The organism is Streptomyces sp. NBC_01390 (assembly GCF_045040105.1).
Lineage (GTDB): Bacteria > Actinomycetota > Actinomycetes > Streptomycetales > Streptomycetaceae > Streptomyces.
The window spans coordinates 3,193,283-3,216,228 of record NZ_CP109551.1; the positions used below are offsets into that span (position 1 = coordinate 3,193,283).

The window sequence follows — 22,946 nt, forward strand, 5'->3', positions numbered from 1 at the left end:
CGTATGGCATCGATCGCCTGCATTCCCTCGGTCCCGGCGCCCCAGGACGCCGCCCTGCTCCGCGACAGGGCATGTGGCGCCCTGCTCGGTCTGGCCGTGGGGGACGCGCTCGGCGCCCCCGCCGAGAACATGAAGCCCTCGGAGATCCGCGCCCGCTGGGGCCGCATCACCGGATACGTGGCCGAGAACCCCGCCGGGACGGACGACACGGAGTACGCGATCTTCTCGGGCCTCCTCCTCGCCCGGCACGGCTCGGCCCTCACTCCCGCACATGTGGAGGCGGCCTGGCACCACTGGATCGCCGACCTCGACGAGGGCCCCTTCCGGGGTGCCGGTTTCAGCGAACGCGGCACCCTGGAGAACCTGCGCCGGGGTCTGGCGGCCCCCATCTCGGCCCAGCACCGGCACGCCTGGAGCGACGGTCTCGCCATGCGGGCGGCGCCCTTCGGCGTCTTCGCGGCGGGCCGCCCGGTCGAGGCCGCCCGCCTGGTGGCGATCGACGGCTCGGTGAGCCACGACGGCGAGGGCATCTACGGCGGCCAGGCGGTGGCGGCGGGCGTGGCGGCGGCGATGGCGGGCGCGCCGACCATCGCCGTGGTGGCCTCCGCCCTGGCGGTGGTCCCCGACGACTCCTGGACGGCACGCTCCCTGCGCCGGGCGGTCGCGGTCGCCCACCGGGGCGAACGCGCGGTCCGCTCCGCGGTGGTGATCGGCGGCTACCCCTGGACCGACCTGGCCCCCGAGGCGGTCGCCCTCGCCTTCGGCGCGTACGCGGCGGCCGACGGCGACTTCGCGGAATCGGTGCTGACGGCCGTCAACATGGGCCGCGACGCGGACACGACGGCAGCGGTGGCGGGCGCCCTGGCCGGCGCGACCCGGGGCGCGTCGGCCATCCCGCCCGAGTGGGCGGCAGCCATCGGCCCGGCCCGCGGCACCTGCCTGCCCTCCATGGCGGGCCATCACATCCTCGACATCGCGGAACTGCTGACCCCGGGCGAGGGCGGCAAGTGGGGCGCCGCGAATCCGGCCGTACGAGATCCCGCACCGGACCGAACCGCGTACGTCCTCGCCCCGGACAGCACCCCGGTGGCCGACCCGGAGGTACAGAGGTGAGCCAACCCCAGGACACGAGCACCCCCCTCCACCGTCCGCCCCGGTCTCACCGCCGTCCGCCCCACCCCTTCCGGTGTCCACCCCAACTCCTCGACCGCCCGCCCATCCCTCTCCGGGGGCCGATCCAGCCCCTCGACCGCCCGCCCATCCCCCTCCGGGGTCCGATCCAGCCCCTCCCGCGCCCAATCCAGCCCCTCCGGCGTTTGAGGAGCGGGGGTTCGGGGGCGGAGCCCCCGAGGATGGGACGGGTAGGGGCGGCGGGGGCGAAACACACCACCCACCCCCGAGCCGCAACCCGCACCTCACCCCACCCCCAACCAACGCCGTAACCAAAGTCGAGGTGCCCTCATGAGCAACCGCCGCACCGAAGGACTACTGCTCGGCCTAGCCGCAGGCGACGCCGCCGGCTGGCCCGCCGCCCGCCACCGAGCCGCCCGGATGCCCGAGTGGACCCGCCGCCTCACCCGCGAACTGGACACCTTCGCGGAGCAGAACGCGACCACCACCCTCCCCGTGCCGATCGCCCTCAACCAGCCCCCGGAACCCCTCCGTCTCGGCCCCTCGGACGACGCGGAGTGGGCCGCGTTCACGGCCGAGGCCCTGCTGCGGGCCGGGGACGACGGCGTCCTGGGCGACCTGAGCCGGGAACGCCGGGCGCGAGCCGCCATCGACCTGTCCTGGAACGCGGTCGCCAGCGAGGTCGCGGCCGCCGCCGACCGTGCCCCCGAGGTCGAGTCCGCGGTACTGCCACTGCGTGCCCGTATCTCCGTGCGGGCCGGCCTCGGCAACCTCGCCGCCGGTCTGCGCCCGCCGGCCACCGGCCACGACAATCCGCACTTCTTCGACGACGCGGCCTGCGTACGGGCCTGTGTGCTGGCGCTGGCCCACCCGGGCGATCCCCGACTCGCCGCCGAACTGGCCGAGTTCGACGCCCGCTACACCCAGGACGGTGACGGTGTCCACGGCGCCCGCGCGATGGCGGCGGCACTCTCACTGGCGCTGGTCGGCGAGGAGGTCGAGGCCTGTGTGACGGCGGCGCTGGCGGAACTCCCGGAGTGCACCGAGATCGGCCGGAACGCCCGGCACGCGCTGAAACTCGCGCAGGACGCGGAGAGCGCGTTCGCCCTGGTCCCGCTCCTGGAGCACCAGATCGTCGACCACGTCTACAGCTACGGCATCGCCGCCGCCGAGACGGTCCCGGTCGCCCTCGCGCTGGCCACCGCCGCACAGGGCCGGATCGCCGAAGCGGTCCCGGCGGCGGCCTGTCTGTCGCGGGTCGCGGACTCGGCGCCGGCACTCGCGGGCGCCCTCACCGGCGCGCTGGGCGGCGGCGACACGATCCCGGCGGCCTGGCGGGACGCCTGCCGCACCCTCTCCGGCTGCGCCCTTCCCAGGCTCACCGGCACCGACCTCGTGGAACTCGCCGAACTGCTGGAAGCCACACAACGGGTCACCCCTGGAGGATGATTCGCGACATGACGCCCAAAAGACAAGAAAGCCAGGCCGTTGGTCTGGAAGAGCGGATCACCGGCGCCCTGGTCGGCGCGGCCGTCGGTGACGCGCTCGGCGGGCCCGTCGAGGGCTACTCCCCCGAGCAGATCCTCGAACGCCACGCGGGCCGCGTCCACGGCATCGTCGGCCCCTGGAACGGGGACGCCTGGCGCACGGCCCGCCCGATCGCCCCGTACCACAAGGGCGACGGCCACGTCACCGACGACACCTTGATGACCCATGCGCTGGTGCGGGTGTACGCCCAGGTCCGCGACCATCTTGACGCGTACGCGATCGCCGACCACCTGGTCCCCGACCTGATGACCAACCCGCGCTGGATCCCGGAGCTGGAGGCCGAGGCACTCCCCCTGCAGCGCGTCTTCCTGGCGGAGAAGTGGCTGGTGGCCCGACTCCACTACGGCCACATCGACCCCCGCGAGGCAGGCGTGGGCAACATCGTCAACTGCGGTGCGGCGATGTACGTGGCCCCGGTCGGCCTGGTCAACGCGGCCAACCCGGCGGGCGCGTACGCCGAGGCCCTCGACCTCGCGGGCGCCCACCAGTCCTCGTACGGCAGGGAGGCGGCAGCTGTCTTCGCGGCGGCGGTGGCGGCGGCGTGTGCCCCGGACGCGACCCCCGACTCGGTGATCGGCAACTGCCTCTCCCTGGCGAAGGACGGCACCCGGGCGGCGATCGAGACGGTGTGCGAAGTGGCCTCCCGTTACTCGGACTTCGAGTCGGCGCTACGGCCCCTGCGGGAGGCGGTGACTCCGTACGACACGGTCGGCGCGGACTACCGCAGCCCGTCGCTGGGCGCCCGTCGTCCGTCCCGTCTCCACACGATCGAGGAACTCCCGGTGGCGCTGGGCATGTTGGTGGTGTCGGGCGGTGACTTCCGGCATGCGGTGCTGGGTTCGGTGAACTACGGCCGCGACTGCGACTCGATCGCCACGATGGCCGGGGCGCTCGCCGGGGCGCTGGGCTCCGAGGTGCCGTCCGACTGGTCGAAGTCGGTCGCGGAGGCGAGCCGCCTCGACCTGTGGGAACCCGCCCGGACACTGACCGAGGTGACCCGGGAGATCTTCGACCGGGATGTGCGCCAACGCCGTTCCCACGAGAGGGCGTTCGCCCGGCTCAGGAGCGCGGGATGCTCCGACTGACCTGGGTCCAGCCGGAGGACCTGATCGGCCACGAGCTGCGCCAGGCGGCCCAGGACGGCCGAGAGCCCGGCAGAATCGCCGCCCGCTGGCGAGCGGCTGGCGGACCGGAAGCCCCGACCGTCGCGGGCGCGTCGTCCGGTCCGGTCTCCCGTTACCTGCGGCTGCTGGCCGAGGACCTGCTCGACGAACTGGCTGACCTGCCAAGCAGGTTGGCGGACGACGAGCCGACGGACCTGCCCCGGATCCGGGCACTGTGCCCCGACTGGCCCGCCCAGTCCGCCCAGCCCCAGCCCGTGCCCGTGCCCGGCCCGCAGCGCCTGGAAGCCGCGTGGCTGGGCAGAGCGGCCGGCTGTCTCCTCGGCAAACCGGTGGAGAAACTTCCCCTCACCGCCATCCGCCAACTCGCCCGGTCCACCGGCAACTGGCCCCTGAACACATGGTTCACCGCCAGAGGGGTCCCCGAGGAACTCGCTGCGGCACACCCCTGGAACCGCCGGTCGGCGACAACCTCGCTCGCCGAGAACATCGACGGCATGCCCGAGGACGACGACCTCAACTACCCCCTTCTGTGCCTCCTGTTGCTCCAACGCCACGGCCCCCGCTTCACCACCACGGACGTGGCGCGACTCTGGCTGGACGAACTCCCCGCGGGCCGCACCTTCACGGCCGAGCGCATCGCCTACCGAAACCTCCTGTGCGGCCTGGAACCCCCGCTCACCGCCCGCCACCGCAACCCGTTCCGCGAATGGATCGGCGCCCTGATCCGGGCCGACGTGCACGGCTGGACCAACCCCGGCGACCCGGCCGGCGCCGCCGAACAGGTGTACCGCGACGCCACCCTCACCCACACGGCGAACGGTGTCTACGCGGCGATGTTCACGGCGGCCACCATCGCCGTGGCCGCCACCGGCACCCACGACGTCCACACCTGCCTGAGCGCCGGCCTGACCGTGGTCCCCCCACGCTCCCGGCTGGCCGAAGCGGTCCGCCACGGCATCCAACTGGCCCGATCCCACCGTGACTTCACGACCGTCGTGGACGAACTGCACGCCACCCACGCGTCCACCTACCACTGGGTCCACGCCGTCCCCAACACCGCCCTGATCGCCGCCGCGCTCACCCACGCCGACGGCGACTTCACCGGCTCCATCTGCCGTGCGGTGTCCGGCGGCCTGGACACCGACTCCAACGGAGCGACCGCCGGCAGCATCGCCGCCCTCCTCGCGGGCTCCCCCGCCGCCCTCCCCGACCGCTGGACCAGCCCCCTGAAGAACCGACTCGCCACCTCTGTCGCGGACTTCAACGGCACCGGCTTCGACACCCTCGCCCGACTGACCCACTCCCTCACCCACGCCCCCGGCGGCAAGAGCGCGGGCACCGACACCGAGGCCCGGTACACGCCATGAACACACCACAGTCGAACGCACCGGAACCGAACGTACTGGAACGGGTCGCCCCCGCACCTCGCGCGACCTCTCCCGCGGCCCCCCTCGCCGGCCTCCGCGTTCTCGACCTGGCCACCCTGTTCGCCGGCCCGCTGGCCGCCACCATGCTCGGCGACTTCGGCGCCGAGGTGATCAAGATCGAGCATCCGGTGAAGCCGGACCCGTCCCGGGGGCACGGCCCGTCCAAGGACGGCATCGGTCTCTGGTGGAAGCTGCTGGGCCGCAACAAGCGCACGATGACCCTCGACCTCTCCCGCCCCGGCGGCCGGACCACCCTCCTCCGGCTCGCCGCCACCGCCGATGTCGTCATCGAGAACTTCCGTCCGGGCACCCTGGAGAAGTGGGACCTGGGCTGGCCCGAGCTGTCCGCCGCCAACCCCCGCCTGGTCCTCGCCCGGGTCACCGCCTTCGGCCAGTTCGGCCCGTACGCCCATCGCCCCGGCTTCGGCACCCTCGCCGAGGCGATGAGCGGCTTCGCCGCGATCACCGGCGAGCCGGACGCACCCCCGACGCTCCCGCCCTTCGGCCTCGCCGACTCGATCGCGGGCCTGGCCACGGCGTACGCCGTCATGACGGCACTGTCCGCGCGCGAGCGAACCGGCGAGGGCCAGGTCGTCGACATGGCGATCATCGAGCCGATCCTCACCGTCCTGGGCCCGCAGCCGCTCTGGTACGACCAGTTGGGCCACGTCCAGCCGCGCACCGGCAACCGTTCGCAGAACAACGCCCCCCGCAACACCTACCGCACGGCCGACGGCACCTGGGTCGCCGTGTCGACCTCGGCCCAGTCGATCGCCGAACGCGTGATGCGCCTGGTCGGCCGCCCCGAGCTGATCGACGAGCCCTGGTTCGCCACCGGCGCCGACCGCGCCCGCCACGCGGACGTCCTCGACGAGGCGGTCGGCACCTGGATCGGCCGCCACGCCCACTCCGAGGTCATCGCGGCCTTCGAGAAGGCGGAGGCGGCGGTGGCGCCGGTCCAAGACGTACGGGAGGTGATGACCGACCCGCAGTACCAGGCCCTCGACACCATCACCACGGTCGACGACCCCGAACTCGGCCCGATCCGCATGCAGAACGTCCTCTTCCGTCTCTCCGCGACCCCCGGCGCGATCCGCTGGGCTGGCCGCCCGCACGGCGCGGACACCGCGTCCGTCCTCACCGAACTGGGCCTGACCAACCCCGAGATCGACGCCCTGCGCACCGAGGGAGCCTTGTGAAGGACTACCCCCTGACCTGGCTCTACGTCCCCGGCGACCGCCCCGAGGTGGTGTCCAAGGCCCTTGCCTCCGGCGCCGACGTGATCGTCGTCGACCTGGAGGACGCGGTCGCCCCCGACCGCAAGGAGTACGCCCGCACAGCCACCGCCGAACGCCTGGCCGACCCCCAGCCGGTCCCGGTCCATGTCCGGATCAACGCCCTGGACTGCCCTCTGGCCGACCTCGACCTCCGGGCCCTCGAAGACCTTCCCGGCGTTTCCGGCCTACGGCTCCCGAAGGTGACGACACCGAAGGACGTCGTACGCGTGGCCGCCCGCACGTCCACTACCGCGACCGCGACCGCCGAGGCAGGACCCCCACTCCACGCCCTCCTCGAAACCGCCCTCGGCATCGAACACGCCTTCGCCATCGCGACCGCCCACCCCGCCCTGCACGGCATCGCGCTCGGCGAGGCCGACCTACGGGCCGACCTGGGGGTACGTGGAGACGCGGGCCTGGACTGGTGCCGCTCCCGGGTCGTCGTGGCCGCACGGGCCGCCGGACTCGCTCCGCCGCCCCAGTCGGTCCACCCGGACACCCGGGACCTCGACACCCTGGCCGCGTCCTGCGCCCACGGCCGCGCCCTGGGCTTCCTGGGCCGGGCGGCCATCCACCCCCGCCAGCTCCCGGTGATCGAACGCGCCTACCTCCCCACCCCGGAGGAGATCGAGGACGCCGAGCAGATCGTCAAGGCGGCGGCGACGGACGAGGGCGCACAGGCCCTCCCCGACGGCCGCTTCATCGACGCGGCGGTGGTGGCGGCAGCCCGCAGAACCCTGTCCCTGGCCGACCGCGACCGCCCCTGACCCGCACAACGAAGGAGGGCGCCCCGATCCCCGGGGCGCCCTCGTCGTCGTACGGCCGACACCTAACTCTTCTTGGTCGGCTCCGCCGCGGCCTTGTCCTCCGCCTTGACCAAGGGGTCGACCTCGCCGTCGGTGTCGGCCTCGGCCTTCACCTCCGCGGATTCCGCATCGCTCTCGGCACCCTCGGCACCCTCGGTGCCTTCGGCACCGTCCGCCGCCGAACCGTCGGGGACATCCGGCTCCACGACGTCCTCCCGGCCCGGCCGCTTCTTCGCCGAGAGCACGAAGTAGACGACCGCGGCGATGAAGACGAAGATCGCGGTCCAGTTGTTGAGCCGCATGCCCAGGATGTGGTGGGCGTCGTCGACGCGCAGGTACTCGATCCAGAAGCGGCCCACGCAGTAGGTCGCGACGTACAGCGCGAACGCCCGTCCGTGCCCGAGCGTGAAGCGGCGGTCGGCCCAGATGACCACCAGCGCGACACCGACGCACCACAGGGACTCGTACAGGAACGTCGGGTGGTAGTAGCCCGGGACCCGGCCGTCCGTCGAGGAGGTGATGTGCAGGGCCCAGGGGACGGTGGTCTCCCGGCCGTACAGCTCCTGGTTGAACCAGTTGCCCCACCGCCCGCAAGCCTGTGCGAGGGCGATGCCGGGGGCGAGCGCGTCGGCCCACGCGGGCAGCGGGATGCCCCGCCGTCGGCAGCCGATCCACGCGCCCAGCCCGCCGAGGGCGATCGCGCCCCAGATACCGAGGCCGCCCTCCCAGATCTTGAAGGCGTCCACCCAGTCACGGCCGTCGCTGAAGTACAGCTCGTAGTCCGTGATCACGTGGTAGAGGCGGCCACCGACCAGACCGAAGGGCACGGCCCAGACCGCGATGTCGGCCACCGTGCCGGGTCGGCCACCGCGGGCGAGCCAGCGCTTGTTGCCGAGCCAGACCGCGACGAAGACTCCGATGATGATGCAGAACGCGTAGCCGCGCAGCGGAATGGGTCCAAGGTGCAGCACCCCGCGCGACGGACTGGGAATGTAGGCGATTTCCATGGCAGTCCCGACGCTACCTTGACGGACGCGAAGGATGTGAGCCGCCCCGGGCAACGGCTCCATAACGGGCGGTGCCCCCGGTTCCGCTCAGGACGGTGAACCGGAGGCACTCGGGAGGCCCTGCGAACGCCCGGGCCCTACGCCTTGTCGGCGGCCTCGACCATCTGTTTCAGCTTCGCCGGGGTCATCGTCTGGTCCTGGTAGATGTTCTTGCCGTTGAGCAGCACGGTCGGCGTGCCGCCGAAACCGCCGCTCTGGAAGGCCTGGTTCGACTTCACCACCCAGCTGTTGTGCGTACCGTCCTCGACACACGTCCGGAACGTGGGTGTGTCGAGCCCGTCGACCTTGGCCGCCAGCTCGACGAGCGCGCTGTCCTTCGCGAAGGCGTCGTCGGTCTCCTGCGGCTGGTTCTCGTACAGCACGTCGTGGTACGCCCGGAACTTGCCGGCGTCCTGGGCGCAGGCGGCGGCGTTGGCCGCGTGGCGGGAGCCGCTGCCGCGCAGGTTGCCGTCAATGATCGTCGCCAGGTGGTACTCCACCTTCAGCTTGCCCGCGGCCGTCAACTCATGAATGGTCGAGCGGTAGTTGGTCTCGAAGGCCTGGCAGGCCGGACAGCGGAAGTCCTCCCACACCGTGAGCGTCGACTTGGCGCTCTCCTCGCCCACGGGGATCGCGAGGCTGTCCTTGCCCTGCGCGCCCGAGGGCGCCACGACCGGGCCGGCGGTCTTGCTCTTGCTGTCCTTTCCGGTGTTCGCGGCGACAACGCCGATCACCGCCGCCAGGCCCAGCACGCAGACGACACTGGCGCCCACGATCAACGCCCGCCGCCGCTTCTCCGCGGACTTCTGCTTCTCACGCTCGACCGCCAGCCGCTCGCGGGCGGTGCGCTTTCCGTCACGATTCTTCTCGCTCACACCCCGCAGAACGAACCGGGGAGACGCATTGCGCCTCCCCGGCCCCAGGTCCACCCGTTCGGGCGACCTGTGCGAAATGTCCTGCCTGTTTGCCCGGCCCGTCTACGCCGTGCCGCGTACGCCCTTCGCGAGGTCGGCGGCGAGTTTCCGCACCGCCTCGACACCGGCCGCGTGGTCCGGCGCGTCGAGCATTCGCTTCACGAAGGCCGACCCGACGATCACCCCGTCGGCGAAGCCGGCGACCTCGGCGGCCTGGGCCGCGTCGGAGACGCCGAGTCCGACACAGACGGGCAGGTCGGTGCCGGTGCCCCGGGTTCGCCGGACCAGGTCCTGGGCCTGGGCGCCGACCGACACCCGGGTCCCCGTGACGCCCATGAGCGAGGCGGCGTACACGAAGCCGCTGCCGGCCGCCGTGATCTCGGCGAGCCGCGCGTCCCTGCTGCTGGGCGCGACGACGAACACGGTGGCGAGCCCGTGCTTCTCGGCGTGCTCCCTCCACAGCGCCGACTCCTGCACGGGCAGGTCGGGCAGAATGCACCCGGCGCCGCCCGCCGCCGCGAGCTCGGCGGTGAAGCGCTCGACGCCGTAGCGGTCGATGGGGTTCCAGTACGTCATGACGAGCACCGGCTTCCCGGTGGCCTCGTACGCCTCCCGGACCGTGCGCATCACGTCCGCGATCTTGACCCCGCCGCGCAGGGCGATGTCGTCGGCGGTCTGGATGACGGGCCCGTCGAGCACCGGGTCGCTGTGCGGCAGTCCGACCTCGACGATGTCGGCGCCGCCGTCGAACACGGCCTTGATGGCGTCGATCCCGCCGTTGACGGTCGGGAACCCGGCGGGGAGGTACGCGATGAGCGCGGCCCGGCCCTCGGCCCTGGCACCGGCGAGGGTGTCCGACAGCAGCTGGATGTTCCCGCTCACTTGGCGTCCCCCTCGATCTCGGCGGTGTCGGCCGCGTTCGCGGCGACCTCGGCGTCGGTGTCGTACAGGTCGAAGTACCGGGCGGCGGTGTCCATGTCCTTGTCGCCGCGCCCGGAGAGGTTGATGACGATCAGCCCGTCCTTGCCCAGCTCCTTGCCGACCTCGAGCGCCCCGGCCAGCGCGTGTGCGCTCTCGATGGCCGGGATGATGCCCTCGGTACGGGACAGCAGGCGCAGCGCCTGCATGGCGGCGTCGTCGGTGACCGCGCGGTACTCGGCGCGACCGCTGTCCTTGAGGTAGGAGTGCTCGGGCCCGATGCCCGGGTAGTCGAGTCCGGCGGAGATCGAGTAGGGCTCGGTGATCTGCCCTTCCTCGTCCTGCAGGACGTAGGACCGCGACCCGTGCAGGATGCCGGGCTCACCGGCGGTGAGGGTGGCCGCGTGCTCGCCGGTCTCGACACCGTGTCCGGCGGGCTCGCACCCGATGAGCCGGACGTCGGCGTCGGGGATGAAGGCGTGGAAGAGCCCGATGGCGTTGGACCCGCCGCCCACACAGGCGATGGCGGCGTCGGGCAGCCGTCCAGCCCGCTCGAGGAGCTGCCTCCGGGCCTCGACACCGATCACCCGGTGGAAGTCGCGCACCATGGCGGGGAAGGGGTGCGGGCCGGCCACGGTCCCGAACAGGTAGTGCGTGCGGTCCACGTTGGCGACCCAGTCGCGGAACGCCTCGTTGATGGCGTCCTTGAGGGTGCGCGACCCGGACTTCACGGCGATGACCTCGGCGCCGAGCATGCGCATCCGGGCGACGTTGAGGGCCTGGCGCTGGGTGTCGATCTCGCCCATGTAGATGGTGCATTCGAGCCCGAACAGCGCACAGGCGGTCGCGGTGGCGACCCCGTGCTGACCGGCCCCGGTCTCGGCGATGACCCGGGTCTTGCCCATCCGCCGGGTGAGCAGCGCCTGCCCGAGCACGTTGTTGATCTTGTGGGACCCGGTGTGGTTCAGGTCCTCCCGCTTGAGGAAGACCCGGGCGCCCCCGGCGTGCTCAGCGAACCGGGGCACCTCGGTGAGGGAGCTGGGCCGGCCGGTGTAGTGGACGAGCAGATCGTCGAGCTCACGGGCGAACTCCGGGTCGGACTTCGCCTTGTCGTACTCGACGGCAACCTCGTCCACGGCGGCGACAAGCGCCTCCGGAATGAACTTGCCACCAAAGGCACCGAAGTACCCGTCGACGTTGGGCACTTGACCGGCCGGATCAGGAATGAAGAACTCACTGGACATACGGCTGCTACCTCGCAGGGGCCGCGAAGCCCCGGGGTTGATCTGGACAGAGGAGGCGTGAGAGGGCTGAGCAGAGCGGCGCCTGAGAAAACACGGGGGCGCCGAAGACGCGCCCATTAAGGGGCGCGGGGAACTGCGCGACCAGCCACAGTGGACCTGCAGCCGAAAACGCACCCCTACCTACTGCCAAGCCCCGCAGGGCCATCGCATCCCGTTGACCTGTCCAGGCTCATCCCCGATGACATACCGAACCCGCCGCCCGTGCACACGCCTCGCAGGCGCCCTGCAGCCACGCGGACGGCAGCCGCGCGCGAGGCGGGCGTACCGGTCCATGGGTGTCAGGGTGAGTGTCATCGGGGCCAACTCTAGCGGGAGATCAGCCGCGCCCGTGCCGCAGCGCGGGGTGCTCCCCCGCCGCGACCAGGTCCGACACCGCGGACCTGGGGTCGCGCCCGGTGACGAGTGACTCGCCGACCAGCACCGCGTCGGCACCCGCGTTGGCGTACGCGATCAGATCGTGCGGGCCGCGGACACCGGACTCGGCGATCTTGACGATGCTGTCGGGGATCTCGGGGGCGACCCGCTCGAACGTGGTGCGGTCGACCTCCAGGGTCTTCAGGTTGCGCGCGTTGACGCCGATGATCCGGGCCCCCGCGTCCACCGCCCGCTCGACCTCGTCCTCGTCGTGCACCTCGACGAGCGGGGTGAGTCCGATGGACTCGGCGCGCTCGATGAGGGACTCCAGGGCCGACTGGTCGAGGGCGGAGACGATCAGCAGGGCCAGATCGGCCCCGTACGCCCGCGCCTCCCACAGCTGGTAGGACGTGACGATGAAGTCCTTGCGCAGCACCGGGATGTCCACCTGGGCGCGCACCGCCTCCAGGTCCGCCAGCGAGCCGCCGAAGCGGCGCTGTTCGGTGAGGACGGAGATGACGGCGGCGCCACCCGCCTCGTAGTCCGACGCGAGGCCGGCCGGGTCGGCGATGGCCGCCAGCGCGCCCTTGGAGGGGCTGGACCGCTTGACCTCGCAGATGACCTTGACGCCCTCGCCGCGCAGTGCGGCGACCCCGTCCTTGGCCGCTGGAGCCTTCGCCGCGCGCTCCTTGAGCTCGTCGAGGCTGACGCGCGCCTGCCGCTCCGCGAGGTCGGCACGGACTCCGTCGATGATCTCGTCGAGCACACTCACGCGAGCGGCCCCCTTTCAGACGGTAGGCGATTGGCTGTTCAAGCCATTCACACCACAGAAGCTGCACAAACTGTCAAAGCTGGTCACCCCGATGGTATCCGGAGGAAGGCGTGGCCCTCACATCCGGTTGACACCGGTCCCACTACCTGGACATCCACCATTTGATCAAGGGTGGAGCCAGCCACCGAACGGCAGGTTCCGGACAACCGTGAAGACCAGCAGCAATGCTCCAAGACTCCACAGCTGCACCGGGCCGAGGTCGATCCTCATCGGGCGTCCGCGCGCCGCGTGGACCACCCAGACGGTCCACAGGACGGCGAAGGCCACGTACCCCGCCACGGCGAGCGCGTTGGCCCCGAGCGCCGTCACCCAGTCTCCGTGGACGAAGGCGTAGGCGCTGCGCAGACCGCCGCAGCCCGGGCAGTACACGCCGGTCAGACGCAGGAGCGGGCAGACCGGGTAGTGGCCGGGTTCGTTGGGGTCGACCGTCCCGACGTACGCGAAGGCCCCGACGACGGCCGCCAGTACCCCGGCGGGCACGGCCACCCGGCCCAGGACGGCGCCGGCGCCCGACGACACGCCTTGTTGAGCCCGCTCGGTGTTCACCCCACGCATTCTGCCCCCTGCGGGGCGTACACGCGCGAAGGGCGGCTCCGGCGCTTTCGCCGGGCCGCCCCTGCCAGTCCGAAAACCGGTCCCCTACGGGGTTCAGCTCTCGGCACCCGCCGGTTCGCCCGCGACCTTGTGGCCCTGGCGGCCCTGGGTGGTGGGCTTCTGCTTGCCGAGGCCCATCGCGGCCATGATCCAGCCGACGACACCGCCGAGGACCACGACCACCATGCCGGCCCAGAAGCCCACCGGCTCGGCCATCACCATGAAGGCGCCCGATACGCAGAAACCGATGACGGTGATGGTGACGCCGGTCCAGGCGGCCAAAGTGTGACCGTGGCTGTTGCCCGCCATGACTTGCTCCTCGTTGCTGAGTTGCTGGTTGTTGAATGCAGTACGTGGTGAGCTGGACGCTCGTCGCCCATTGTCACGCACGCGCACGCGTGGGAGACGCCCGGGGTCAACACAGCGAGTCGCCTCGGCGGGCTATGCCCCGGTCGGGTCCTCGCCCCGGTCGAGGGCCTTCCAGATCTCCTCGGGCCGCTCCGGGTCCACGGCCGCCGCCCGGCGGCGCGGTCGCGGGGCTCCGCCGCGCTCGTACCGTCCGGACATGGCGGGCCACAGGCGGCCGTAGCGCAGGGCGAGGAGTCCGGCGAGGAGGATCAGCGCGCCGCCGACTGCGGCCGCGTACGGCCAGGCGGTGTGGCTGAGGGTGCTCACCGTGGCCGCGGTGTCGCCGGTGGCCCGTGCGGCCTTCTCGTCGAGGGCCGAGCTGTCGGAGGCGCCGAGGACGGCTGCGGCGACCGTGCCGGCGCCGGACAACGCGAGCAGTGCGGCGACCAGGAGACGGCCGGAGCGGCGGACGGCGAAGACGGCGACGAGCGCGGCGAGGCCCACTATGGCGAGGGCGGCGGGCACGCCCGTGACGTCGCTGCCGCTGGCGGTCAGTGGGAAGGCGCCGCCGGCGACGGTCGCGGTGCCCTCCGACCATCGCTGGCGGGTGGCGAGCAGCGCGACAGCCGCGCCGAGCGCGCCGGCCAGCAGGGCGACGGCGAGGCTGAGGCGGCCGGCCCGGCCGGGAAGGGCCGCCTCGGAACGGGGGGAAGGTACGGGTACGGCAGTCACGTACCCCACTATGTCCTGAACCCCGGGCACACCGTCACCCGGGGCTCACGTGAGAAGCGCCCCATTCGCGGCCCCGTCGGGAAACGCCCTACTGTCCGAGGCGGTTCGCCGTGTGGACCGCGCGCAGGACCGCCGCCGCCTTGTTGCGGCACTCGTTGTCCTCCGCGACCGGGTCGGAGTCGGCGACGACTCCGGCGCCCGCCTGGACGTACGCCGTGCCGTCGCGCAGAAGGGCCGTGCGGATGGCGATGGCGGTGTCCGAGTCACCGGCGAAGTCGAGGTAGCCGACGGCGCCGCCGTACAACCCCCGCCTGGACGGCTCCAGTTCGTCGATGATCTGCATCGCGCGCGGCTTGGGCGCTCCGGAGAGCGTGCCGGCCGGGAAACAGGCGGTCAGGACGTCGAACGCGGTGCGCCCTGCCGCCACGCGGCCGGTGACGGTCGAGACGATGTGCATGACGTGCGAGTACCGCTCGACGGACATGAAGTCGACGACCTCGACGGAGCCGGGCTCGCAGACCCGCCCGAGGTCGTTGCGCCCGAGGTCGACGAGCATGAGGTGCTCGGCGCGTTCCTTGGGGTCGGCGAGCAGTTCGTCGGCGAGGGCCTGGTCCTCCTGCGGGGTCGCCCCGCGGTGCCGGGTGCCCGCGATGGGGTGGACCATCGCGCGTCCGTCCTCGACCTTGACGAGGGCCTCGGGGGACGAGCCGACGACGTCGAACCCGTCGAAGCGGAACAGGTACATGTACGGGGACGGGTTGGTGGCCCGCAGAACCCGGTAGACGTCCAGCGCGCTTGCCGTGCAGGGTGTCTCGAAGCGCTGGGAGGGGACCACCTGGAAGGCCTCCCCGGCCCGGATCCGCTCCTTGATGTCCTCGACGGCCACCTGGTAGTCGGGGCCGCCCCACAGGGCCGTGTACTCGGGGAGCTCGGAGGGCGGGAGCACAGCGGGCGGCTGGGCGACCGCGCGCGAGAGGTCGGCCTGCATGGCGTCGAGGCGGGCCACGGCGTCGGCGTAGGCCTCGTCCACGCCTGTGTCGAGGTCGTTGTGGTTGATCGCGTTGGCGATCAACAGGACCGAGCCCTCCCAGTGGTCCATGACGGCCAGATCGCTGGTGAGCAGCATGGTCAGCTCGGGCAGCTTGAGGTCGTCGCGCTCGCCGGGACCGATCTTCTCCAGGCGGCGCACGATGTCGTACCCCAGGTAGCCGACCATGCCGCCGGTGAAGGGCGGCAGGCCCTCCTCGTGGGGCGTGTGGAGGGTCTCGATGGTGGCCCGCAGGGCGGCGAGCGGGTCGCCGTCCGTGGGCACGCCCACGGGCGGGGTGCCCAGCCAGTGGGCCTGGCCGTCGCGGGCCGTGAGGGTGGCGCTGGAGCGGACGCCGACGAAGGAGTAGCGGGACCAGGACCGACCGTTCTCCGCGGACTCCAGCAGGAAGGTGCCGGGGCGCTCGGCGGCGAGCTTGCGGTAGAGCGCGACCGGGGTGTCGCCGTCGGCGAGGAGCTTGCGGGTGACGGGGATGACGCGCCGGTCGGTGGCCAGCTTGCGGAAGGTCTCGAGGTCCATGGCGGCTGACCTTACTGACCCTGTGGCAGTGCGCCGGAATCGGCGTCCTCGAACGACACATCGAGCAGGACGTCGGCGTCGAAGCAGTTGCGCGCACCGGTGTGGCAGGCGGCGCCGACCTGGTCGACCTTGACGAGCACGGTGTCGGCGTCGCAGTCGAGGGCGACGGACTTCACGTGCTGGAAGTGGCCGGAGGTGTCGCCCTTGACCCAGTACTCCTGACGGCTGCGCGACCAGTAGGTGCAGCGGCCCGTGGTCAGGGTGCGGTGCAGCGCCTCGTCGTCCATCCAGCCGAGCATGAGCACCTCACCGGTGTCGTACTGCTGGGCCACGGCGGGGACGAGCCCGTCGGGGCCGCGCTTGAGGCGCGCGGCGATCTCCGGGGCCAGGGGGCTGGGGCCGTCGGGCCTGCTGGGCGGGGGCGTGCTGCTGGTCATGGGGCCATTGTGCCGCGCCCCACTGACAGTCCCGCCGGTATGTCCACTGAGTGGATAGGGGCGGCGCGGAGCGCCTCGGTGAGGGGTGGTGGCCGGGCGACGGGTGGGCGGACTCGGGGGGCGGCCGTAGGCTTGCTGGCATGTCTACCTACGCGAAGCGTGAACGACTTCTTCTCGCCGACCTGTTGGAGACCGAGGGTCCCGACGCCCCGACGCTGTGCGAGGGCTGGCGGACCCGGGATCTCGCCGCCCATGTGGTGGTGCGCGAGCGCCGCCCGGACGCCGCCGGGGGGCTGCTGATCAAGCAGCTGGGCTCCCGCCTGGAGCGGGTGATGGCGGAGTTCGCCGACAAGCCGTACGAGGAGCTGATCCAGCTGATCCGTACGGGCCCGCCGCGTTTCTCGCCGTTCTCGCTGAAGCAGGTCGACGAGGCGTCGAACACGGTCGAGTTCTACGTCCACACGGAGGACGTCCGCAGGGCACGCCCGGACTGGACGCCCCGCGAGCTGGACCCGGTCTTCCAGGACGCCCTGTGGTCCCGCCTGGAGCGCACCGCCCGGCTGACGGGCCGCGGCGCGGCGACGGGCCTGGTGCTGCGCCGTCCGGACGGCCAGACGGCGGTCGCCCATCGCGGCACCCCGGTGGTCACGGTGACCGGCGAACCGTCCGAACTGCTGCTGTTCGCCTACGGCCGGCAGAACGTCGCCGACGTGCAGCTGGAGGGCGACAAGGACGCGATCACCAAGCTGCACGAGTCAAAACAGCTCGGCATCTGAGCCGCGCCCCTGGACCTGCGCCCCCGAAGGGGTGCAGGTCCAGGGGCGCGGGGAACTGCGCGACCAGCCACAACGAACCCGCGGCGAAAAACGCCACTCAGCGAACAGGATGTCCCGCCGCGCGCAGCGCACCCTTGACCTGCCCGATCCGAAGATCCCCGAAGTGGAAGACGGACGCGGCCAGAACGGCGTCCGCGCCCGCGCCGACGGCCGGCGCGAAGTCGGCCAGTCGCCCCGCTCCCCCACTGGCGATCAGCGGCACGCGCACATGCTTGCGCACGGCCTCGATCATCTCGATGTCGTAGCCGTCCTTCGTACCGTCCGCGTCCATCGAGTTGAGCAGAATCTCACCGGCGCCCAGCTCGGCGGCCTGGTGCGCCCACTCGACCGCGTCGATGCCGGTGCCGCGCCGGCCGCCGTGGGTGGTGACCTCGAAGGACCCGGAGTCGGTGCGGCGGGCGTCCACCGACAGCACAAGCACCTGTCGGCCGAACCGCTCGGCGATCTCGCGGATCAGGTCGGGACGCGCGATGGCGGCCGTGTTGACGCCGACCTTGTCGGCGCCGGCGCGCAGCAGCTTGTCGACGTCCTCGGCCGCGCGCACCCCGCCGCCCACGGTGAGCGGGATGAACACCTGCTCGGCGGTGCGGCGCACCACGTCGTAGGTGGTCTCGCGGTTGCCCGAGGAGGCGGTGATGTCCAGGAACGTCAGTTCGTCGGCGCCCTCGGCGTCGTACACCTTGGCCATCTCGACGGGGTCGCCCGCGTCGCGGAGGTTCTGGAAGTTGACGCCCTTGACGACCCGGCCGTTGTCCACGTCCAGGCAGGGGATGACTCGTACGGCCAGGGTCATGCCGCGGGCTCCCCTCGGAACGCCTCCACCTCGACCTCGACGACCAGGCTGGGGTCCACGAGGCCGGAGACGATGATCATGGACGCGGCGGGCCGCACGGAGTCGAAGAGCTCCTTGTGGGCGCGCCCGACGTCGTCCACGTCCCGCGCGTGGGTGAGGTACATGCGCGTGCGCACGACGTCGCCCGGGCCGAGACCCAGCTGCTCCAGCGCCGCGAAGGCGACGTTGAAGGCGTTGACCGTCTGCTCGTACGGACCGCCGCCGGCGATCTCGCCGTCCACTATCGAGGTGCAGCCGGAGACCAGCACCAGGCCGTTCGGCAGTTCCACCGCTCGGGAGTACCCGAAGGTGTCCTCCCAGGGCGCACCGGTCGTGACACGCCGTACGTCGCTCACTGAGCCACCGCCTCCAGGGCCTCTTCCAGGGTGAACGCCTTCGCGTACAGGGCCTTCCCGACGATGGAGCCCTCGACACCGAGCGGCACCAGCTCGGCGATGGCCCGCAGGTCGTCCAGGGAGGACACGCCACCGGAGGCCACGACCGGGCGGTCGGTGGCCGCGCAGACGTTCCTCAGCAGCTCCAGGTTCGGGCCCTGGAGGGTGCCGTCCTTGGCGATGTCGGTCACGACATACCGGGCGCAGCCCTCGGAGTTGAGGCGCTCCAGCGTCTCGTAGAGGTCGCCGCCGTCGCGGGTCCAGCCGCGTCCGCGGAGGGTCGTTCCCCGTACGTCCAGACCGACCGCGATCTTGTCGCCGTGCTCGGCGATGACCTTGGCGACCCACTCCGGGGTCTCCAGGGCGGCCGTGCCGAGATTCACCCGGGTGCAGCCGGTGGCGAGGGCGGCGGCCAGCGTGTCGTCGTCGCGGATACCGCCGGACAGCTCGACCTTGATGTCCATCGCCCCGGTGACCTCGGCGATCAGCTTGCGGTTGTCGCCGGTGCCGAAGGCGGCGTCCAGGTCGACCAGGTGCAGCCATTCGGCGCCGGAGCTCTGCCAGGCGAGGGCGGCCTCCAGGGGGGAGCCGTACGAGGTCTCCGTACCGGACTCGCCGTGCACGAGGCGGACTGCCTGGCCGTCGCGGACGTCGACGGCGGGGAGGAGTTCGAGCTTCGCCATGGTCTACAGGGTTCCGATCCAGTTGGTGAGCAGCTGCGCTCCGGCGTCGCCGGACTTCTCGGGGTGGAACTGGGTGGCCCACAGGGCGCCGTTCTCGACGGCCGCCACGAAGGGCTCGCCGTGCGTCGACCAGGTGACCTTGGGGGCCCGCATCACCGGGTTCGCGGTCTCCAGGGCCCAGTCATGGACGGCGTACGAGTGGACGAAGTAGAAGCGCGCGTCGGTGTCCAGGCCCGCGAAGAGCTGGGAGTCGGCCGGGGCCTCGACGGTGTTCCAGCCCATGTGGGGCACGATGTCGGCCTGGAGCGGCTCCACCGAGCCGGGCCACTCGTCGAGGCCCTCGGTCTCGACGCCGTGTTCGATACCGCGCGCGAAGAGGATCTGCATGCCCACGCAGATGCCCATCACGGGACGCCCGCCGGACAGCCGGCGCCCGACGATCCAGTCGCCGCGCGCCTCCTTGAGGCCCTGCATACAGGCGGCGAACGCGCCGACGCCCGGTACGAGCAGTCCGTCCGCATTCATGGCGGTGTCGAAGTCGCGCGTTATCTCGACGTCGGCACCCGCGCGCGCGAGAGCGCGTTCCGCCGACCGCACGTTCCCGAAGCCGTAGTCGAACACGACGACCTTCTTGGACGCCTGGGACGCGCTCAATTCCATACCTCCAGCCTCACGACGCCGGCGACCAGACACATCGCGGCGCCTATCGAGAGCAGCACGATGAGGCTCATCGGCATCTTCTGCTTGACGAAGGAGTAGATCCCGCCGAGCAGGAAGAGTCCGACGACGATCAGGACGGTGGAGAGGCCGCTCATGGCTTTACAGGGCGCCCTTCGTGGAGGGGAGGATGCCCGCCGCGCGCGGGTCGCGCTCGGAGGCGTAGCGCAGCGCCCGCGCGAGGGCCTTGAACTGGCACTCCACGATGTGGTGCGCGTTGCGCCCGTAGGGCACGTGCACGTGCAGCGCGATCTGGGCCTGGGCGACGAAGGACTCCAGGATGTGCCGGGTCATCGTGGTGTCGTACTCGCCGATCATCGGCGCCATCTTCTCGGGCTCGGTGTGCACGAGGTAGGGACGGCCGCTCAGGTCGACCGTCACCTGGGCGAGGGACTCGTCCAGGGGGACCGTGCAGTTGCCGAAGCGGTAGATGCCCACCTTGTCGCCGAGTGCCTGCTTGAAGGCGGCGCCGAGGGCGAGGGCGGTGTCCTCGATGGTGTGGTGCGAGTCGATGTGCAGGTCGCCCTCGGTCTTCACGGTGAGGTCGAACAGACCGTGCCGGCCGAGCTGGTCGAGCATGTGGTCGTAGAAGCCGACGCCCGTCGACACCTCGACCTTGCCGGTGCCGTCGAGATCGATCTCGACGAGGACCGATGTCTCCTTGGTGGTGCGCTCCACGCGTCCGACGCGGCTCATGACTTGCCCTGCTCTTTCTTGAGTTCACGGACCGCGTCCAGGAACGCGTCGTTCTCGGCGGGAGTTCCCGCGGTGACCCGCAGCCATCCCGGGACGCCGTTGTCCCGGACCAGGACGCCTCGGTCGAGGATCGTCTGCCAGGCCTCGTGGGAGTCGGCGAAGGTGCCGAACTGCACGAAGTTGGCGTCGGACTCGGTGACGTCGAACCCGATGGCGCGCAGTTCGGTGACCAGGCGGTCCCGCTCGGCCTTGAGCTGCTCGACGTACCCGAGCAGCGTGTCGGTGTGTTCCAGGGCGGCCAGGGCGGTCGCCTGCGCCACGGCCGACAGGTGGTAGGGCAGTCGTACGAGCTGCACGGCGTCGACGACGGCGGGATGCGCGGCGAGATAGCCGAGGCGCAGGCCCGCCGCGCCGAACGCCTTCGACATGGTCCGCGAGACGACGAGATTCGGCCGTCCTTCGATCAGCGGCAGCAGCGAGTCGCCGTGGCTGAACTCGATGTACGCCTCGTCGACCACGACCATTGAGGGCTTGGCGGCCTGCGCGGCCTCGTAGAGGGCGAGGACGGTGTCGCGCGGGACCGCGTTTCCGGTGGGGTTGTTGGGGGTGGTGACGAAGACGACGTCGGGCCGGTGCTCGGCGATGGCCTTCTCGGCCGCCGCGAGATCGATGGTGAAGTCCTCGTTGCGGGGGCCTGAGATCCACCCGGTGCCCGTCCCGCGCGCGATGAGGCCGTGCATCGAGTACGAGGGCTCGAAGCCGATCGCGGTACGGCCGGGGCCGCCGAAGGTCTGGAGCAGCTGCTGGATGACCTCGTTGGAGCCGTTGGCGGCCCACACGTTGGCGAGGCCGACCTCGTGGCCCGAGGTGTCCGTCAGGTACCTGGCGAGCTGCGTACGCAGCTCCACGGCGTCCCGGTCGGGGTAGCGGTTGAGGTTCCGGGCCGCCTCGCGCACCCGCTCGGCGATCCGCTCGACGAGCGCGTCGGGCAGCGGGTAGGGGTTCTCGTTGGTGTTCAGCCGCACAGGAACGTCGAGCTGGGGCGCGCCATAGGGCGACTTGCCGCGCAGCTCGTCCCGTACGGGAAGATCGTCGATGCCGGTCACTTGCTCTGGGGAACCTTCCATCCGAACCTTGCCTTGACCGCCGCGCCGTGCGCGGGCAGGTCCTCCGCCTCCGCCAGCGTCACCACGTGATGGGCGACGTCGGCCAGCGCCTCCCGCGTGTAGTCGACGATGTGGATGCCGCGCAGGAAGGACTGGACGGAGAGGCCGGAGGAGTGGCAGGCGCAGCCGCCGGTCGGCAGGACGTGGTTGGAGCCGGCCGCGTAGTCGCCGAGCGAGACGGGCGCCCAGGGGCCGACGAAGATCGCGCCGGCGTTCCGCACCCGGTCGGCCACGGCCGCCGCGTCCGCGGTCTGGATCTCCAGGTGCTCGGCGCCGTAGGCGTCGACGACCCGCAGCCCCTCCTCGACGCCGTCGACGACGACGATCGCGGACTGCCGGCCGGCCAGCGCCGGGGCGACCCGGTCCTCGATGTGCTTGGTGGCCGCGACCTGCGGCTCCAGTTCCTTCTCGACCGCGTCCGCGAGCGCCACGGAGTCCGTGACGAGGACGGCGGCGGCCAGCGGGTCGTGCTCGGCCTGGCTGATCAGGTCGGCGGCGACGTGCACCGGGTCGGCGGTGTCGTCGGCGAGGATCGCGATCTCGGTGGGGCCGGCCTCGGTGTCGATGCCGATCTTCCCCGCGAAGTACCGCTTGGCGGCGGCGACCCAGATGTTGCCGGGGCCGGTCACCATGTTGGCGGGCGCGCAGGACTCGGTGCCGTACGCGAACATCGCGACGGCGGTGGCGCCACCGGCCGCGTAGACCTCGTCGACGCCGAGGAGGGCGCAGGCGGCGAGGATGGTGGGGTGCGGCAGCCCGTCGAACTCCGCCTGGGGCGGGGAGGCGAGGGCGATCGACCCGACGCCCGCTTCCTGCGCGGGCACGACGTTCATGATCACGGAGGACGGGTACACGGACCGGCCGCCGGGCGCGTACAGCCCGACCCGGTCCACGGGCACCCACTTCTCGGTGACCGAGCCGCCGGGCACCACCTGGGTCGTGTGCGTCGTACGGCGCTGCTCTCGGTGGACGAGACGGGCGCGCCGGATGGACTCCTCCAGGGCCGCGCGGACGGCCGCGTCGAGCCCCTCCAGGGCGTCGGCGATGGCCTTCGCGGGCACGCGTACGGAATCCAGCCGAACTCCGTCGAACTTCTCGGCGAAGTCGATCAGCGCCGCGTCACCCCGATGATGCACGGCCTCGCAGATCGGACGCACCTTCTCCAGGGCGGCCGAGACGTCGAAGTCGGCTCGGGGCAGCAGGTCGCGCAGGGCGGGTCCCTCAGGGAGGGCGTCGCCGCGCAGATCGATTCGAGAGATCAC

Annotated in this window: 26 protein-coding genes; 7 read left to right on the plus strand and 19 right to left on the minus strand. The window is 71.8% G+C overall.

What is annotated here, in order from left to right:
• Positions 1-3: 3 nt before the first annotated feature.
• The 6 genes from OG241_RS14235 to OG241_RS14260 all read left to right on the plus strand — a co-directional run bounded on the left by OG241_RS14235 (position 4) and on the right by OG241_RS14260 (position 7,274).
• A complete protein-coding gene (locus OG241_RS14235) occupies positions 4-1,113 on the plus strand; it encodes an ADP-ribosylglycohydrolase family protein (RefSeq protein ID WP_405815696.1) in 1,110 nt (369 codons plus the stop codon).
• Between the two features lie 348 nt (positions 1,114-1,461).
• Entirely contained in the window at positions 1,462-2,580 is a 1,119-nt protein-coding gene (locus tag OG241_RS14240; protein WP_405815697.1) for an ADP-ribosylglycohydrolase family protein, read from the plus strand.
• Positions 2,581-2,588: 8 nt separating this feature from the next.
• Complete coding sequence (locus OG241_RS14245) at positions 2,589-3,764, plus strand: ADP-ribosylglycohydrolase family protein (RefSeq protein WP_405815698.1); 1,176 nt, start codon at positions 2,589-2,591, stop codon at positions 3,762-3,764.
• Positions 3,752-5,170 carry an ADP-ribosylglycohydrolase family protein gene (locus OG241_RS14250; protein ID WP_405815699.1) on the plus strand — a complete coding sequence of 473 codons (1,419 nt, stop codon included), beginning with the start codon at positions 3,752-3,754 and terminating at the stop codon, positions 5,168-5,170. Before OG241_RS14245 ends, OG241_RS14250 begins: the two co-directional genes overlap by 13 nt.
• A complete protein-coding gene (locus OG241_RS14255; RefSeq protein ID WP_405815700.1) occupies positions 5,167-6,429 on the plus strand; it encodes a CaiB/BaiF CoA transferase family protein in 1,263 nt (420 codons plus the stop codon). Before OG241_RS14250 ends, OG241_RS14255 begins: the two co-directional genes overlap by 4 nt.
• Entirely contained in the window at positions 6,426-7,274 is an 849-nt protein-coding gene (locus OG241_RS14260; protein WP_405815701.1) for an HpcH/HpaI aldolase/citrate lyase family protein, read from the plus strand. The genes OG241_RS14255 and OG241_RS14260 overlap by 4 nt, the downstream gene beginning before the upstream one ends.
• A gap of 62 nt (positions 7,275-7,336) precedes the next feature.
• On the opposite strand, the gene lgt is transcribed toward OG241_RS14260, so the two are convergent.
• The 11 genes from lgt to hisI form a co-directional block, all read right to left on the minus strand.
• A complete protein-coding gene (gene lgt / locus OG241_RS14265; RefSeq protein ID WP_405815703.1) occupies positions 7,337-8,320 on the minus strand; it encodes a prolipoprotein diacylglyceryl transferase in 984 nt (327 codons plus the stop codon).
• Between the two features lie 137 nt (positions 8,321-8,457).
• A complete protein-coding gene (locus OG241_RS14270) occupies positions 8,458-9,234 on the minus strand; it encodes a DsbA family protein (protein ID WP_405815705.1) in 777 nt (258 codons plus the stop codon).
• Between the two features lie 102 nt (positions 9,235-9,336).
• Positions 9,337-10,155, minus strand: a complete 819-nt coding sequence (gene trpA / locus OG241_RS14275; protein WP_405815706.1) for a tryptophan synthase subunit alpha — start codon at positions 10,153-10,155, stop codon at positions 9,337-9,339.
• Positions 10,152-11,435, minus strand: a complete 1,284-nt coding sequence (gene trpB / locus OG241_RS14280; protein ID WP_405815708.1) for a tryptophan synthase subunit beta — start codon at positions 11,433-11,435, stop codon at positions 10,152-10,154. The genes trpA and trpB overlap by 4 nt, the downstream gene beginning before the upstream one ends.
• A gap of 180 nt (positions 11,436-11,615) precedes the next feature.
• A complete protein-coding gene (gene trpM, locus OG241_RS14285) occupies positions 11,616-11,789 on the minus strand; it encodes a tryptophan biosynthesis modulator TrpM (protein ID WP_107090998.1) in 174 nt (57 codons plus the stop codon).
• A gap of 22 nt (positions 11,790-11,811) precedes the next feature.
• Complete coding sequence (gene trpC / locus OG241_RS14290) at positions 11,812-12,621, minus strand: indole-3-glycerol phosphate synthase TrpC (protein ID WP_319093607.1); 810 nt, start codon at positions 12,619-12,621, stop codon at positions 11,812-11,814.
• A gap of 165 nt (positions 12,622-12,786) precedes the next feature.
• On the minus strand, positions 12,787-13,236 hold the full coding sequence (locus OG241_RS14295) for a DUF2752 domain-containing protein (RefSeq protein ID WP_405815710.1): 450 nt from the start codon (positions 13,234-13,236) through the stop codon (positions 12,787-12,789).
• A 93-nt stretch (positions 13,237-13,329) separates the two neighbouring features.
• On the minus strand, positions 13,330-13,584 hold the full coding sequence (locus OG241_RS14300) for an HGxxPAAW family protein (protein ID WP_405815711.1): 255 nt from the start codon (positions 13,582-13,584) through the stop codon (positions 13,330-13,332).
• 132 nt (positions 13,585-13,716) lie between these two features.
• Entirely contained in the window at positions 13,717-14,364 is a 648-nt protein-coding gene (locus tag OG241_RS14305; protein ID WP_405826203.1) for a TIGR02234 family membrane protein, read from the minus strand.
• Between the two features lie 79 nt (positions 14,365-14,443).
• A complete protein-coding gene (locus tag OG241_RS14310) occupies positions 14,444-15,922 on the minus strand; it encodes an anthranilate synthase component I (RefSeq protein ID WP_405815712.1) in 1,479 nt (492 codons plus the stop codon).
• A gap of 11 nt (positions 15,923-15,933) precedes the next feature.
• A complete protein-coding gene (hisI, locus tag OG241_RS14315; RefSeq protein ID WP_405815713.1) occupies positions 15,934-16,359 on the minus strand; it encodes a phosphoribosyl-AMP cyclohydrolase in 426 nt (141 codons plus the stop codon).
• A gap of 140 nt (positions 16,360-16,499) precedes the next feature.
• Between hisI and OG241_RS14320 the strand changes: the two genes are divergently transcribed.
• On the plus strand, positions 16,500-17,135 hold the full coding sequence (locus OG241_RS14320) for a TIGR03085 family metal-binding protein (protein ID WP_405815714.1): 636 nt from the start codon (positions 16,500-16,502) through the stop codon (positions 17,133-17,135).
• Positions 17,136-17,232: 97 nt separating this feature from the next.
• Here OG241_RS14320 and hisF read toward each other — a convergent pair whose 3' ends face one another.
• From hisF to hisD, 8 genes are read right to left on the minus strand one after another with little or no spacing between them, the layout of a single operon-like run.
• Complete coding sequence (gene hisF, locus OG241_RS14325; protein WP_405815715.1) at positions 17,233-17,988, minus strand: imidazole glycerol phosphate synthase subunit HisF; 756 nt, start codon at positions 17,986-17,988, stop codon at positions 17,233-17,235.
• Positions 17,985-18,383 (minus strand): RidA family protein, encoded by a 399-nt coding sequence (locus OG241_RS14330; RefSeq protein WP_405815716.1) that lies wholly within the window; start codon positions 18,381-18,383, stop codon positions 17,985-17,987. The genes hisF and OG241_RS14330 overlap by 4 nt, the downstream gene beginning before the upstream one ends.
• A complete protein-coding gene (gene priA / locus OG241_RS14335; protein ID WP_405815717.1) occupies positions 18,380-19,105 on the minus strand; it encodes a bifunctional 1-(5-phosphoribosyl)-5-((5-phosphoribosylamino)methylideneamino)imidazole-4-carboxamide isomerase/phosphoribosylanthranilate isomerase PriA in 726 nt (241 codons plus the stop codon). The genes OG241_RS14330 and priA overlap by 4 nt, the downstream gene beginning before the upstream one ends.
• A gap of 3 nt (positions 19,106-19,108) precedes the next feature.
• Positions 19,109-19,765, minus strand: coding sequence for an imidazole glycerol phosphate synthase subunit HisH (gene hisH / locus OG241_RS14340; RefSeq protein ID WP_405815718.1), 657 nt, complete (start codon positions 19,763-19,765; stop codon positions 19,109-19,111).
• Positions 19,756-19,920 (minus strand): hypothetical protein, encoded by a 165-nt coding sequence (locus tag OG241_RS14345; protein WP_405815719.1) that lies wholly within the window; start codon positions 19,918-19,920, stop codon positions 19,756-19,758. Before OG241_RS14345 ends, hisH begins: the two co-directional genes overlap by 10 nt.
• A 4-nt stretch (positions 19,921-19,924) precedes the next feature.
• Complete coding sequence (hisB, locus tag OG241_RS14350; RefSeq protein WP_006377508.1) at positions 19,925-20,518, minus strand: imidazoleglycerol-phosphate dehydratase HisB; 594 nt, start codon at positions 20,516-20,518, stop codon at positions 19,925-19,927.
• A complete protein-coding gene (locus OG241_RS14355; RefSeq protein WP_405815720.1) occupies positions 20,515-21,624 on the minus strand; it encodes a histidinol-phosphate transaminase in 1,110 nt (369 codons plus the stop codon). The genes hisB and OG241_RS14355 overlap by 4 nt, the downstream gene beginning before the upstream one ends.
• Positions 21,621-22,946, minus strand: coding sequence for a histidinol dehydrogenase (hisD, locus tag OG241_RS14360; protein WP_405815721.1), 1,326 nt, complete (start codon positions 22,944-22,946; stop codon positions 21,621-21,623). Before hisD ends, OG241_RS14355 begins: the two co-directional genes overlap by 4 nt.

Bases quoted from the DNA above. Each gene is read 5' to 3' on its own strand.
- lgt (WP_405815703.1), bottom strand. From the start codon at position 8,320: ATGGAAATCGCCTACATTCCCAGTCCGTCGCGCGGGGTGCTGCACCTT.
- OG241_RS14310 (WP_405815712.1), bottom strand. From the start codon at position 15,922: ATGGACCTCGAGACCTTCCGCAAGCTGGCCACCGACCGGCGCGTCATC.
- OG241_RS14250 (WP_405815699.1), top strand. From the start codon at position 3,752: ATGCTCCGACTGACCTGGGTCCAGCCGGAGGACCTGATCGGCCACGAG.
- OG241_RS14320 (WP_405815714.1), top strand. From the start codon at position 16,500: ATGTCTACCTACGCGAAGCGTGAACGACTTCTTCTCGCCGACCTGTTG.
- OG241_RS14295 (WP_405815710.1), bottom strand. From the start codon at position 13,236: ATGCGTGGGGTGAACACCGAGCGGGCTCAACAAGGCGTGTCGTCGGGC.
- OG241_RS14245 (WP_405815698.1), top strand. From the start codon at position 2,589: ATGACGCCCAAAAGACAAGAAAGCCAGGCCGTTGGTCTGGAAGAGCGG.
- hisH (WP_405815718.1), bottom strand. From the start codon at position 19,765: ATGGAATTGAGCGCGTCCCAGGCGTCCAAGAAGGTCGTCGTGTTCGAC.
- OG241_RS14255 (WP_405815700.1), top strand. From the start codon at position 5,167: ATGAACACACCACAGTCGAACGCACCGGAACCGAACGTACTGGAACGG.
- OG241_RS14345 (WP_405815719.1), bottom strand. From the start codon at position 19,920: ATGAGCGGCCTCTCCACCGTCCTGATCGTCGTCGGACTCTTCCTGCTC.
- OG241_RS14235 (WP_405815696.1), top strand. From the start codon at position 4: ATGGCATCGATCGCCTGCATTCCCTCGGTCCCGGCGCCCCAGGACGCC.
- trpB (WP_405815708.1), bottom strand. From the start codon at position 11,435: ATGTCCAGTGAGTTCTTCATTCCTGATCCGGCCGGTCAAGTGCCCAAC.
- hisI (WP_405815713.1), bottom strand. From the start codon at position 16,359: ATGACCAGCAGCACGCCCCCGCCCAGCAGGCCCGACGGCCCCAGCCCC.
- hisF (WP_405815715.1), bottom strand. From the start codon at position 17,988: ATGACCCTGGCCGTACGAGTCATCCCCTGCCTGGACGTGGACAACGGC.
- hisB (WP_006377508.1), bottom strand. From the start codon at position 20,518: ATGAGCCGCGTCGGACGCGTGGAGCGCACCACCAAGGAGACATCGGTC.
- OG241_RS14240 (WP_405815697.1), top strand. From the start codon at position 1,462: ATGAGCAACCGCCGCACCGAAGGACTACTGCTCGGCCTAGCCGCAGGC.
- priA (WP_405815717.1), bottom strand. From the start codon at position 19,105: ATGGCGAAGCTCGAACTCCTCCCCGCCGTCGACGTCCGCGACGGCCAG.
- trpM (WP_107090998.1), bottom strand. From the start codon at position 11,789: ATGACACTCACCCTGACACCCATGGACCGGTACGCCCGCCTCGCGCGC.
- OG241_RS14300 (WP_405815711.1), bottom strand. From the start codon at position 13,584: ATGGCGGGCAACAGCCACGGTCACACTTTGGCCGCCTGGACCGGCGTC.